This is a genomic window from Bacteroides sp. OM05-10AA (genome assembly GCF_003439055.1).
GTDB lineage: Bacteria > Bacteroidota > Bacteroidia > Bacteroidales > Bacteroidaceae > Bacteroides > Bacteroides intestinigallinarum.
In genome coordinates, this window is record NZ_QSUR01000015.1 from 80,715 (window position 1) to 95,374 (window position 14,660).

At 40.8% G+C, this 14,660-nt stretch carries 8 protein-coding genes; all 8 read right to left on the bottom strand.

Features of this window, described 5'->3' with window-relative positions; genetic code table 11:
* Positions 1-37 precede the first annotated feature (37 nt).
* Entirely contained in the window at positions 38-1,561 is a 1,524-nt protein-coding gene (locus DXB58_RS13385) for a glycoside hydrolase 43 family protein (RefSeq protein WP_233527298.1), read from the bottom strand.
* Positions 1,562-1,683: 122 nt separating this feature from the next.
* Positions 1,684-4,506, bottom strand: coding sequence for a glycoside hydrolase family 98 domain-containing protein (locus tag DXB58_RS13390; RefSeq protein ID WP_122137054.1), 2,823 nt, complete (start codon positions 4,504-4,506; stop codon positions 1,684-1,686).
* Positions 4,507-4,526: 20 nt separating this feature from the next.
* Positions 4,527-6,173 carry a glycosyl hydrolase gene (locus tag DXB58_RS13395; protein WP_122137055.1) on the bottom strand — a complete coding sequence of 549 codons (1,647 nt, stop codon included), beginning with the start codon at positions 6,171-6,173 and terminating at the stop codon, positions 4,527-4,529.
* A 17-nt stretch (positions 6,174-6,190) separates the two neighbouring features.
* Entirely contained in the window at positions 6,191-6,589 is a 399-nt protein-coding gene (locus tag DXB58_RS13400) for a hypothetical protein (RefSeq protein WP_122137056.1), read from the bottom strand.
* 89 nt (positions 6,590-6,678) lie between these two features.
* Positions 6,679-8,916 carry an endo-1,4-beta-xylanase gene (locus DXB58_RS13405; protein WP_122137057.1) on the bottom strand — a complete coding sequence of 746 codons (2,238 nt, stop codon included), beginning with the start codon at positions 8,914-8,916 and terminating at the stop codon, positions 6,679-6,681.
* 24 nt (positions 8,917-8,940) lie between these two features.
* The gene (locus tag DXB58_RS13410) at positions 8,941-9,987 is read right to left on the bottom strand and encodes a DUF5627 domain-containing protein (protein WP_122137058.1); all 1,047 of its coding nucleotides are present in this window, start codon (positions 9,985-9,987) and stop codon (positions 8,941-8,943) included.
* Between the two features lie 32 nt (positions 9,988-10,019).
* On the bottom strand, positions 10,020-11,798 hold the full coding sequence (locus DXB58_RS13415; protein ID WP_122137059.1) for a RagB/SusD family nutrient uptake outer membrane protein: 1,779 nt from the start codon (positions 11,796-11,798) through the stop codon (positions 10,020-10,022).
* Between the two features lie 26 nt (positions 11,799-11,824).
* Positions 11,825-14,644: a SusC/RagA family TonB-linked outer membrane protein gene (locus DXB58_RS13420; protein WP_122137060.1), complete on the bottom strand. Its 2,820-nt coding sequence runs from the start codon at positions 14,642-14,644 to the stop codon at positions 11,825-11,827.
* Positions 14,645-14,660 lie beyond the last annotated feature (16 nt).

Below are 14,660 nucleotides of genomic sequence, written 5' to 3' on the forward strand. Positions count from 1 at the left end.
GGTCCCTTTCAGAACCGGCAATTTTCTTTTACCTAGTTTAGTTCTTCTTATAATTAAATGAGTCCACATCTATATAGCCTCCAAGTACTTTGGTAGCATAATTAAAGATGGCAAATCTAGTCCCCATAAAAAGCCTTTGGTAATCAAAGCGCATCTTGAAGTCAGTACCTATCTTTACCCAGTTCTTATTGTCCAAACTATAATAACAAGTTGCTATATCACGGTTCAGACGAAAGTCCCCGTCAATCCGCAGGTAAATGAGAGGTTGATTGATTTCCACCCGTTCCTTCTCTTCGTTTTTTACACCAAGAACAGCTTTGTTCGAGCTATCCAAACTAACGGAGATTTCAGACATGGTCAAACATTTCTGTCCATTCTCCATGGTAATCGACAGGAGAGCCGCATCTCCATTGAAAGCACTGAAACCAGTCACATCTCCCTCTTTCATATTACTAATATCCAATGTTACTACCCCACTACATTGAGGTCCCTCCATTCGTTGAGTAATAGTATTCGGAGCTAAATAGAGATTATCAACCACCCTATTTGTTCTAAGCCTCAAGAAACCCGGGCGCTCTGTCAATGACCATGCCTCGTTTACCGGATTGTGATTCCATTGCCAGTTAAGTTTCAAGGTCGAGTCACTGAAATCATCACTCACAACAAGCGATTTCTCCGGATAGCCCTGCACAGGCTTTTCCATCACCTGAGGGACCTTTCCATTCTCATCTCCTAATATCGGCCATCCATCTATCCAGCGACAAGGCATCAAAGTAGCTACCCGGCCTATTCCCCCACGATCCTGGAAAATCATGCCGTACCAATTACCTTTCTCATCGTCTACGATACAGCCTTGACCTACATAAGGAAAACCTTCGAATTTATCTTCCAGTATCACCTTTTTCTCATAAGGTCCGGTAATCTTATCGGCACGATAGCATACCTGTCTGCGGTTCTCACCTCTCGGCCAGGAAATCATCAATAGATAATACTTACCATTATGTTTTATCACCCGGCTTCCCTCCAACAGTCCCGTCTCCGTCTCATCCCTTTCAAATATTTTCATATCAACTCCATCCGGTTTTACATCAGAAAGATCACCTTTCAGTTCCTTCAGAGAACCGGTACCGGAAAATACATATACCCGGCCGTCATCATCAAAGAAAAGAGAAGAATCATGAAAATGCTGGGTACGTGTCAGCAACTCCCACTTTCCTGCCGGATCGGTCGCTGTATAGATATACGACCGATATGGGCGATCATTGGGAGAAAAAAGTACATAGTATTTCCCCTGATAGTAACGAAGGGATGTAGCCCATTGACCACGTCCGTAAACGGTTCCATTGATAAGATCATAGTTGGACGTGTCCGTCAGTTTATCAAACACATAACTGATGATTTCCCAGTTCACGAGGTCTTTCGACCTCATGACTGGGGCACCCGGCATCAAGTGCATAGTAGTACTCATCATATAATAGTTGTCACCGACCCTGATTACGTCCATATCCGGAACATCAGCATTAATCACCGGATTAGTAAAAGTTGTAGAGACAGAAGTCATCTTACAACTTCCACACAAGGCAATAATCAGCAACAACGTAAATATTCTATTCATCTCAATTAGTTTATATAAACAGGATATACTACCTGCAAAATGTGAATAATCAAATAAATGAGAACTTCTTAAATCCTCTCAACAACTATGTTATCGAGATACAGATCGCCCGCGCCTGATGAATTGGCTTTCAATTCAAAAGTGTTCTTACCCTTTTTCAGAGATGCCGACATCGAAACTGTATACCAGGTAGTATTGTCATTATCAGTCTGTGCAAACTCCGGAGTACCTACCTTGGTACCATTCACATACATATCCACTGTATTGACTGTAGCTGATGAAGCACGGTAACGGATGAGGAATTTATACACCCCCTCTTCCACTGCAGTAATTTCATCGCGCACCGCAGCTTCAGCGCCAGCACCAAAGTTTATATACCCTTGTGCAGTATAGTTGCGTATTGCCTCACCACTACCTGCCGTAATTCTCTTAGCAACATTTTTAAAGTCAAAGCATTCAGCTTCATACTGATGAGCTCCCTGATAGATCTGTGGAGAAGCAGGGGTCGAAACGGATGCCGTAGTATATCGGGTCTCACGTCCCACTGCATTTCCTGAACAGTTTACACTCAAATCCAATGGTCCGTTATGACTCACAGTCAACGTATATACACCGTCTTTCCACTCTTTGGTAATCTGTGCTGTACCATTCGCCCTGGAAGATATTTCACATGAAGGAGTAGACTTGCATCCGTATATTTTGATAACCTCTGTCTTCTTCGATCCGCCATTATCATGATTATTCATGTAAAAAGTAACTTTATCAGCGTATTCTTTCACAACAGCTACAGTATATTTAGAAAAAGCAAGTTCCATCTTGTCACAAGTATTATACTTGAATGGAATCGTAGCATTACGTGTACCGGCAAGATGATTGTAAATTACCCAGCCATTCTCTATACGCCCGGCATAGAGTTCACCGGTATACTCTTCCGGGAATATACGGTTGAATTTTCCAATTTTAAGCTGTATATCACTTCCCCATGATCCGTCAAAGCCAGATTGATTGATTTTATACGCGAATGAATTAGCTGCCTCATCACATAGTTCAAATACTACAGGGATAGTCGGATAACGGCCCGTCTTTTTGAAATAGCATTTATTGTCCCACAAATTGCCGTCATCATCACGTAAATAAAGTCCCTCATATAAATTCTTAGGAGCGCAATATTGGGCATTGTCATCACCGGAATATACATCCTGAAGAATCACGAACTTGGTACGGTCAATGACCTCCTGACGGGAAGGTATACGAATCGTTCCATCAATAATCTTACGGAACATGTCTATATTAATATTGATAAACTGCGGGAAGCATTCCCAGTTACGGCTTTGATAACCATTGCCTACACTGACAACACCGGTTTCCGTAAAACACTGTTGCCATATCAATTCAGGACCGTCGATAATAGTTTGCCCGGTCAGCATCACATGCTCAATAATGGGAAGTGCACCAGCAGCCGGTGGGAAATCTTTATCACCATTCTGCCCTACCTCTTCTGTCCAGCCACACTGGTCGAAACGAATACCGTATTGACCGGCGAAACCGGACAACCATGTACCCAGACACATACTCTCCACATTGAAGAAACCAGTCTGTGTCGTATATTTCTCACACATAATAAAGTTTTCAGGACACAACTTGGCAACCTGTGCAAAATCAGGATTGCGTTTCACTAGCGCAATAGGATCGATATTAGCCGACCATGTATTACCACAGAAACTAACTACCAGATATCCTCCATACTTATGAGTAAGTTTCAAAAGTTGAGTCCAGTGAGCCACTCGTTGTAGCCATGATACAGAGAACTGGTCATCATACCCCCAGAACTGTTCGCAATAATTAAAACCGAGGAAGTTGGGATATTCTCTGAAAAACTCATCATATACCCGGACCTTATCGTCACCTTCGAATTGACTATATAAGCTGACATCCTTAAAATGACTGAAACCGCCACTTGATGGCTGTACCATAGCCCAGACATTGTTCTCGGCACAAGTCCGTAACCACGATTTTGCAATCTCATAACCATACTCGCTTACATTAAAAATCCCCGTAGTTTCATCATGACTTACCGACAATGAAATATTAAAAATAACATACGGACGAATATCAGCCGGGATAAGATCGATGATTTTCTGTGGATCAGCATAGTTCCATGAATCGATATGAACAAACCATGCAGGTTGTTCAGGAGAAATGGGACGACGTATACTTCCTATCAATGGAGGAATATCGGGCTTATCTCCCTCAAAAAGATGAAGTTCGATGACAGGTGTCTGATCAGTAAAAATAAAACGGACTAACTCGTCACCAACAGTACTCACCTGTTCAAACTGACTGGTGAGTCTGCCACTTTCCGCCTTATCAAGCGTACGAGATTTAGTCCCATATTTTACAGTCCAATAACCATCAGCGTTGATACCCACTATCGGTGTATCCCTATTGTTTTCATCGACTACCTTGACTTTTTCATCATTCTCAAATGTCAGCCATGCGTCATCAATAGTCCAATAATATTCATCATGCTCTATTCTGGCACCGAGTTTCGGAGAATACACTATAGTTTCTCCTCCACCTCCCAATGCTGCAATCTGGGCATACATACTAAATCCCGTGCCATCCGACAGTTCGATAGCATAGCTTGCCCCATTATTCACCGGATTGTATGTTTTTACAGTCAGTTCCTGTTGTTTGGCTTCAATAAGTCTGCGTAATGCTTTGACATTAGTATTAATATTCTCGACAGCCGTACCGGATTCCGATACAGAAGGAGTATCAGGATCAATGACATCGTCATCCTTACAGGAACCGAGAAAGCATGAACAACACATCATTCCGAGAAAAAGTAAGTATGATAGCTTACTTTTTGTATTTAATAAATTCATCATATTCCAACTAGTTATTATTATCATTTAAATATCAATCTGACTGAAGTTATACTGTTAGCAGATAACAACACCGTTATACCTTCAGCAGATTCCATCAAACCAGTACCGATAACTTCCATATTTTTTGATTCGTTCGTTTCAACGGCACTTGCTTTTTTTATCCCTGCTAATGGTATTTCCAACCACTGGGCAGCTCCATTCAGATTCAATAATACGATGGTCATTTCACCAGTCTTTTCATCCAAATAGGCAGTAGCACATACATCTTCATTACTAGTAACCGCCTTAATACGAGTTGTTTCTGTTGCATATTGAGCATAATGAGCCATAATGTAACCATTCTTTGTGATTTCTCCTTCACTCGTCGGACTCCGTTTATCCGTATCACCCATCAAACCATAGAACCGCTTCAAATACCAATATATATAAGCACTGCAATGCCCCTCCATACACATGTGAATCTCTTTTCCAAGATGATTGAGACTATATTGCCATTTCCGGAATTCCCATTTCGAAGAATCATCAGAATTCTCGCCGTCATTAAAAAGATGCTCTGTCATCCACCATGTCTTTCCTTGAATACGTGAATACACACCACAGATGTAATCGTGGCGATTTTTAACATATCCGCTACTCAAATCTGTAAATCCCTGATAGAGATGTCCGGCAAGAATATCCGTTTGAGCAAATGCTTCGGCATTGTTGATAATAGGATCGGTATATTCAGGCTGCATACCACAGGCTTCCGGTGACATCAGCTTCACCCCTGTCTCCCGTATCTTTGCTCCGTATTGTTTTACAAAATCCACTACTTCAGAAGGAGTCCAATACGTAAATTCCATATCCGGCTCGTTTTGAACGGAAATCGCATAGAGGTTCACCCCTTTCTCCTTCATAAATGTAACATAACGGATAAGATGATTAGCATACGCTTCATAGTTTTCTTTTTTAAGGTGTTTCATTTCCTTTCCATTCACCGTGATTTTATCTGCAAGCGCGTCCGTACAATCCCAAGGACATGCAAAAATGATTGCTCCGTTGGCTTGTGCCGCCTTTGCAGCTTCCACATCTGCACTCCAATCTGATTCATTGGGATAAATCATCAAACGAAGGATAGAATATCCCAAGCCACCTTCACCATACATTTTATCTAATTGCTGTGCAGAAAGGAGATTGTCGCCACACCAGATCTTCGGATTGTACATCCCGCCAAATCCTACAACCGGCTGATATGTCACCGTAGGATCAATATTCAGTGTAACAGACTTGAATGCAGGCGCTTGTTCCACCAACAAATCAACAGTTGTCTCATTGGTTTTATCAAATAAGTGAATGGTTTGCGTACGCTGTTTCATCGTACTGTTTGCATTACAAGATACCCGAACCTTCGTGTACTGTTTTTCCCCTGTATTATTCCCACCTGATGTAGGAGTAACGCTTTTTACAATATCCCCCTGACCTAAGGTTATCTCCCAAGATGTTTTTGCCCACTCTATTACTACATCAGTTCGGCTTTCACCGGCACTTACCTCTATCTTTTTTTTAAGGAAGAGCGCATAAGCGCCCTTCCCTTCATTTTCACCTACTCCTTCATCTCCTCCATCGGAGCAATTCCACAAAAAGATGCCCGCCAGAAAGAGACAAAATAAAGATACAATGTTCTTCATATATAAAGTTGTAAATTCTAATTATATGGAATTATATTCAAAACCACAGTAGACGAAGGAGCAAATAATCCTGTAATCGTTACAGTACATGGTTCTGTTCCTGTATAAATTATTCTGCCATACCCATAAAGGTAATTATCATCTGTTCTTGTTGTACCCCATCCATACAAATAGAAAACTCCGGGGTATTGCTTCACCATACCTTTAAGCATTTCATGAGCAGTTTGTCCCTCGTAAGTATCCCCTCCGAGATGTATAGGTAATCTCCATTCCAAAATAATCTCACGCCCCTGCTGTGACTTAAATTCAAAAGCACTAGAATACGCCTGTAATGTATAACTTTGTTGTGCAGAAACAGGTTTAGCAACAAACAGGAATGCTGTCAAGAGAAAAAAAGTACAAATAAAATTCTTCATAATATTCTTTTTTTAAAAGTTACACAATAAAAATATATTCATTCTATAATACATAACTTGGGAATAAACTATTTCGCTATACTTAAAAACTATTTCAATCCGTCCACTATACCTTCATACATTTCATTACGATTATAGTCTGATGTCCAAGGACACAGTTTATAGCCTGTATTTGTCTCTGTAATGCCCGATATAGAGATTCCATATTGCTTGTCAGCCGGAATAAGTCTTCGGTACTCCTGCATAATAAAAGCCATATAAGAAGCAGCGGCAGCTCTATCTTCTTCGGTCAATTTATTAATCGCAATGAAGTTTCCATCCAGTTCTTCGACCATCATGCTAAGATCGGAAACTCGTATCAGTTTGCCGGTCTTACCTAGTTTGTCAAACAGATTGGTAATCATCGTTTTATTGCCTTCCTGGAAAGTAACATCTTTGGAATAAATTGCATTAAGAAGAATATTATACCCATCAATTTTGGTAACGTTGTCTTCTTCCCAAGCATTAACCAAAGATATGAGTTCATCAGCCATATTCCCCATTTCATCATATTGACCGAATGTGTTGCTGACAAAAAGTTCAAGATCAACATTGGCATTCTTCACTGTATCACGGGCAATCTTCACGGCAGTACGTGCATATTCTACTTCACCTAAATATTCACCCCAGTTGAATGTTTTATCATTGACGGTCTTATCCAGAGGATTACCGATGATATTCCAAGCTTTTACACTCTTCGTTTCATTCACACCTGCATACACCATACCACCAATCCATTTTTCCATCTCCTTAGTGAAGATTTCCTTTTTCTCTTCTGGAGTTTTTTCTATATGCTGCGGCTTGGCTTCCCATACAAAAATCAAATTGTCAATGTAAGCTGTCCAGTTACCTGAACTGGAACCGATTGAAAATTCTATCTCATTTAGGTCTTTCATTGCATCAGGAATCTCAATCGTTGCTGCCGGAACCGTTTCACCCAAAGCAGTATAAGTACCCTGTTTTACAAATGTCACATAGACACCTCCACGTTTCCATGTATCATTGTCGTCACAGCCATACTCTAACGCATTCCGGTTAAGGGGAATTGTTTGACCATTCATTATCACACTCATCCCACCACCATATTTACCTGCAATGAGGCGCATATCCATTGACATACCGGTATAATCTCCAAGTGTCTTACCTTCATTTAGTTTTACTGTAAATTTCGGGAATGAATAGGCTGCATGATCAATGAAAAGTACCTTACCACTCTCGTTGGCGGGATCCTGTATTACAGTGGCTGTTGCGCCATTAGTCATAGGATAGGTCGCATTCAATTCGTCCTCTTCAAAATTAATAACCGTGGAACCTTTCCCTGACACTTCATAGTCCATAGAAATATTATCTATATAAAATTGCGCACCACCTGAATAAGCGCCTATCGCCAAATCAAATTCTGTCAGGTTTCCTAAACTTTCGGGTACCACAAATCCCGGAGGAGTAGTAGCATCTTTCAAATTAATTATTCCTTCTCGTTTCCATTTATCGCCTCCGCCACAGAAATCATTTCCATTTGTATTGGGCTTATACTCATTACCATTAATTAATACGCGCAAACCGTCTCCCCAAATTCCATCAGTTCCTACAAAACGCAAATCTATATTCAATCTAACATAGTCTCCGAGTTTTCTTCCTGCAGGCAAAACAACGTGAAACTTAGGGTAGGAATAAGCTGCTTTTACGTCATTTGTTCCCACATGCAAGACATGTCCACTTTCACCAGTAGGATCCTCTTCGACTACAGCCAAACTATTGCCAGTCATAGGATAACCTGTACCGATGGCATCATTTTCGAAATTAAACAACTTAGTCGTTCCTTTCTGGACTTCCACCGGAATATCTTTCGGCTCAATAAGTTTATTATAATATGCGGCACGTTGTCCTTGACTTGAACAAAGTATCCCTCCATAGAGAGTCACGCCAGCCTCTGCAGCTACATTGGCAGCCGTTTGCATGCCGCCAAAGTTGTAAGTACCGTCCTCCTTTAACGTATTTAGTGGATCGTAAGAACCGTTCATATCCACTGCATCAAAATTGGTAAACACTGTACTGAATGCAATTTCTTTCTTTGCAAACTCACTACCCGGTACATTTACAGCCAACTGGAAAGGTGTACCACTGCGGTCAATATACGACTTCAGCAGATCAAATTGAGCTAAATATTCGTTGATAGCTGCATTCTGTGGTTTCTCTACTTGAAGCTGGCAATCATATTCGTCTGTACACGACATTATTGATCCAACAATACATGTAAAGAGGATTATCTTGTTATTGATGTATTTCATATTCTCTTAGTTTTAATGTTCATATTAATTTAAAACATCATTTTTCACTACACCAAGCGACATACCACCTTGAACATTACGAGTACGTAATACCAAAGTATCTTTTGTTGCAACTTGGATGTTATTGTTTGTCAGATTGACCGTATAATCCAGATAAAGAGCATTCCGGTCTTTACCACCCAGGCTATTCTTCTCACCTTTTCTGACAAACTTACCACTACCACTCACAACAACATTTTCAGAGCCTGAACTAAGAGTACACGTACCATCATCAGTAAATGTCAGACGAACGGTATAGCTAACATCTTTACCTCCCGCATCTTTTATCTTCAATGGTAAAAGATTGTCTTTCAAACTTTTGGTAGATATATTCACAACTTCATCATTTTCCACAAACTGCTCATGACGAACAATATCTTTGGACACACCTCCTATAGCAGCATGGTCCACACCACGCCGTAAATACTCTCCATGCCAAGGATTCACATATTTCACGGCATAAAGAACAAAGTTTTGAGGCTGCACGCTCCAATCCCCACTATTAGTCAACACAGGATTCTCAACAACCGCTTTTCCCTGCAAAATAGAGTCTGCACCCTGAACAGCTGTCATCAACAAAGGAATAACATAATTCTCGCCAGTCGACTTTTCATCAGCAAAGAAAGCATCTGTAAGCTGCACCTCCACTCCTGCCATTATCTGTCCTTGAGGAATGGTAATCTGATCGGAAGCTAACTTGTAGTAAGAAGCCGGCATCGGCACAAGGGGTTGATTCGTGCTCTTAAAGTACAGATTATCGCATAGCGACTCGTCTATCTTGAAATCTATAATTACATTTCTTCTATTAGTATATCCTCCTCCCCAAGCAGCATTAATCTTCATCTTATGCTGATTGTCAAGAGTATTGTCTACAAACTCACTTTCACCAAGTTCGATAGTACGAAGTCCATACTGATTGGCAAAATATACTGTTTGGTAATCGAAATCAGGAAACTCATTGTCACCGCTTTCGCAAGATGCAAAAGCCATTATCAATGAAGCCAATCCGATATATGCTAAGTTCTTTTTCATAACGTACTTTTAATTAAATATACATTCAATAATTATTTCCATCCTCTGTTTTGGGCAAGATTGCTAAACTTGAGAACTTCAGAATTGGGAATCGGGCAATAATACATATAGTCCTCATAATCTCGCTTCTCGACTTCAAACTTTGTGAAAGTACTGCCATCTTTTCCCCAATCTATCCCCCATACGGTTTCATTAAGATCCTCTTTCCAGCGACGTAAATCCCAAAAGCGGAACCCTTCGAAACAAAGTTCCAAACGGCGTTCGTTACGGATAAGCTCGCGCATTTTATCTTTGCTTCCTTTACACACATTTTCCAAATAAGGATCAGACTCTCCACCTACACCGGCACGTTTACGGATAGCTTTGATTACATCGTAAGCTGAATAACCATGTCCGTTATCTTCCGTAGGTCCCCAAGCTTCGTTGGCTGCTTCGGCATAAGCCAGATACATCTCGGTATAGCGGATACGCGGAATATAGTGCTGTTGATTGGTAACCGAACCGATAGCACGGTTCACATCCATACGCAGCCGCTTCTTCATATAATACCCGGTACGCGTAGATTTTTGCTCTTTTACATTTATACCGTCATCCGTACCCGAATTACGACCTGTATATATAGGTGTATTGGATACTCCCGCCAAACTTCCGTTGTAGATGATATATTTTGCTAAACGAGGGTCACGTTTATTATAAGGATTAGTCTCAACATACCCACTTTTAGTAATATCTGATATAGGATATCCATTCTCCATAGGAAATGCATCGACAAGATTCTGTGACGGATTCATGTTGCCGTTTCCATTCAAAGAAGGCGGAAAATTGTTTGCCTCTTGCGAATTGGCAGCCTCACTATTACTGACATTCTCACGCCAAATGATCTCTTTAGGATTAATACCATCTTTCAGACTCTCTACCACATCTTTCGAATAATATTCCACTCCATCCGCCGCAAGTCCGCTTAATCCTCCATTATAGTTGAGTACTGCAGCAGCGGCATCAGCGGCATCAGCCCATGAAACCATATTAGAAGCATCTTGGAAAGCCGGGCTGGCAGCCAAAAGAGCTGCACGCGCACGATAAGTTCGTGCAATCAACCCATTGAACAATTGTCTGAATTTTTTTCCTACAGCATTATTGTATTTACTAGCATCTTGGGTAATATCTTGATAACTAGCGGGCACTTCACTAACATCTTCATATTCCAACGGAAGCAATTCTTCGGCTTTTTCCAGATCACTATAAATTTGTTCTACGCATGCTTGAAATGAAGCACGAGGCAAGTTTAATTGTGAATTAACGGTGAGATACTCCGGTAATATGGGTACTCCCAGCAATTCTCCATTTTCACTATATCCTGCATGTGCGCGAAGCAGATAGTAATAAAACATACCTCGCAAACCATAAGCTTCTCCTTTCGTACGACGAGCCAATAACTGTGCTTTTACCGGGTCTTCCGCCCACTTCACCTGATCCACATTCTCTAAAAAGAGGTTAAGGTACTGAATGGTACCAAAAGATCTGCTCCACTCGTCAATTGCTGTCCACAAACGAGAAGTCCATCCTCCTGTAGCCATTGTGAGATAAGAATCGTTCTTTTGATTAATAACAGCATCGTCTGTAGCATATTCACTATTATTATAATAACCCGGAATATTGCTGTATGCCCTCAACAGAAATCCTTGTGCATATGCTGCATCATCGTGCATCTGCTCTACGTCCTTGAAGTTCTCTTTGGCCGGTTCAAAAAGGTCATCACAACTATTCAGCATTAAAGCGGCAGCTACAATTAATAATATTTTCTTTTTCATAAATGTATTCTCTTTAAAAGTTAAATTTAGAATGCGGCTTTAAAGCCCAGATAAAGATTACGATACTGGGGTGATCCTAAACTCATCTCCATATATTCACGTTCTTTGGAGAGTGTTAGCAAATTACTTCCACCACAATATACGCTAAGTCCATGTATGAAAGTTCCTTTAAATGTATGTTCCGGAAAATCATAAGTGAGTTGCACATTGCTCAAGCGGAAAACATTATTCTTGTATGTCCAGAAAGTAGAGTTACGGTAATTATTGTCTCCGTTACTTGTGGAAAGGCGAGGATAAGTTGCTGTTTCCTTCGTTTCGTCAGTCCAACGCCCCCAGACAACTTCGGAGAACTTGCTTGTTCCTCTATTCCAATAGTAAGAATTGTTTTTGAAAGCCATTGCACCTGTCTGTCCGGATCCCATTGCAAAAAGTGTGAAGTTTTTGTACTTCAATGTCAGGTTCAAACCAAAAGTGAAAGGAGCAGCCGACCATCCGCCTTTGCCCAAGTCTATCTGATCATCACTATTGATTACGCCATCACCATTGATATCTTTGTATTTTAGGTCACCGGGACGTACCGTTCCAAATGTTTGTTTAGCATGTTTTTCAATGTCTGCCTCATCTTGGAAAAAGCCTTCACAAACATAACCAAAATTGGCATCTAATGCATGACCAGCCCGCAATAAATAATCTTCATTGGCTACTTCATCGCGAGTTAAAGCTTCTGAAGTAAACACCATTCCATTGAAGCCTAGAGTTACATCCAAGTCTCCGAATTTCTTGTTAGCACTAAGTGAAAAATCAAACCCAGTGCGCTTATCTTCATTATAATTTGTCCAAGGTAAGAATGAATGATCAGTACCTAGATTGAAGAACGACGGATACAAAGTAGTGGAACCTTGTGTAAGCAATCCACTCGTTTTTTGAGTGAAATAGTTTGCATTAATTCTCAAGAATCTGTTGAATAATGACGCATCAATACCTGCACGAATTTCCTCACGGGTAATAAAATCAAGATTTGGATTGCTTCCACGTCTTGAAATGGAAGTCGGACCGCCGGCAGCATCATCACGCCATTTAAACCAACCGGCATCTGGAGCGTAAAAGAAATATCCTTGATACATATAGTAATTAGCAATATCAAGGTCCTGATGCAGATTGGCATAAGAAGCAGTAATCTTCAAATCATCCACAAAATCCACATTTTTCATAAATTTTTCTTTGCTAAGTCGCCATCCCAAAGTGACCGACGGAGAAAAAGCATTGCGGTTACCTTCAGGAAGTTTGGCTGAATGCACCAAAGCTCCACTAAAATCAGCATAATACTTGTGATTATAGTTGTAAGAAGCCCGCAAACCAAGATTCACGTTACTTGTACGGTGGTAATCACTACTCTCGTGTCCCTCATCAGCAGAATTTTGTGTTTGATACCCCCATCCCAATAATGTAGCAGCCACATTGTGATATTTATTAAAAGTACGAGCATAATCAAACTGTGCGCTGAAAGTCATCGTCTGGTCATAAGTTGATTTACCTACATATTCACTGGTAGATGATTTGTCATCATTGAATTTGGAGAGCCCGATAATTACATCTTTACCATTTACATTGGACCATGTAGGCTGATAAATTGCGTATTCCTGTGCATACGCCTCCGAGTAATAAGATGTATAATCAACACTGTATGCGGTCTTGAAAGATAAGCCTTTTAGCAAACTTCCAAGATCTGCTGTCACAGCTACGTCAAACATGAACTTACGAGCCTTCTCTTTGGTATATCCGGCAGCAAGCAGTTCTGAAAATGGATTGGTTATGTCCGCCGATGTACCACCCAACAAATATTTACCATCAATCAAATGATTACTATTGGTTATATATTCTTGCATATACTCCACATTTGGATCCATCATATCAATAGGTAACAAGGGTGCAAACCAGTTAGGACGTAAGGTAGAAGCCGCTCCCCAGAAGTTTCCACGTCCCTGATAGCTGTTGTCAAAAATTATAGCGGCATTAGTACTAGCCTTCAACCATGAAGCCAATGCCATATCTACATTACCACGTACATTGAAACTCATGTCGTAGGCTTTCTTTGATTCACCATATTTTAATAAGCTGTTAGCATAGTTCATGCCGAAGTTCAAGTAATAGCGGGTTCTTTCATTACCTCCATACACCTCACCCGTAACATCGGAATTAGTGTAGAACTTCCTCAAATAATCTGAACTATAAAAGTCAATATCCGGGTAGCGATAAGGATTAGTGCCCATCGCTGTGTTATAGATAGTAGCAGGATCATATTTCTCTGCTATACCGTCGTTCCGGCAAGCCTCGTTGTACATGGTCATATAGCAATCCGCGTCCAAATACTTGGGGTAAGATTTCGGAATATTTACACCCACATTGGCACGTACATCAATATGCATAGGAGACTCTTCTCCGCGCTTAGTAGTAATGAGAACCACCCCTTTTGCTGCACGGCTTCCATAGAGTACCACAGCAGCAGCGTCTTTCAAAACTGTTACGCTTTCTATCTCCGAAGCACGTACATTACTTGCACTACGCGGCACCCCATCTACCAATATTAACGGAGATTGCCCCCAAAGACTTCCATTGTAGCCTCCTACAAAGCTTTCCAACCCTACAAGACTATAATTGTTTGCTGTTTTCTTTGTCAGTTCCGACGTGTGAACAGTAGAAATGGCATGTGTCAAATCTTCCTGAGCAACTTTGCCGAAAGCTACATTCACCAAGCTGTCATTCTGCTCCTGTGCCTGCACGCCTATCGTGTTCAACAGTGACATGGCAAAAACAGTACAGCCAATATATATAAACTTTCTATTCATATCTACGTTATGATTA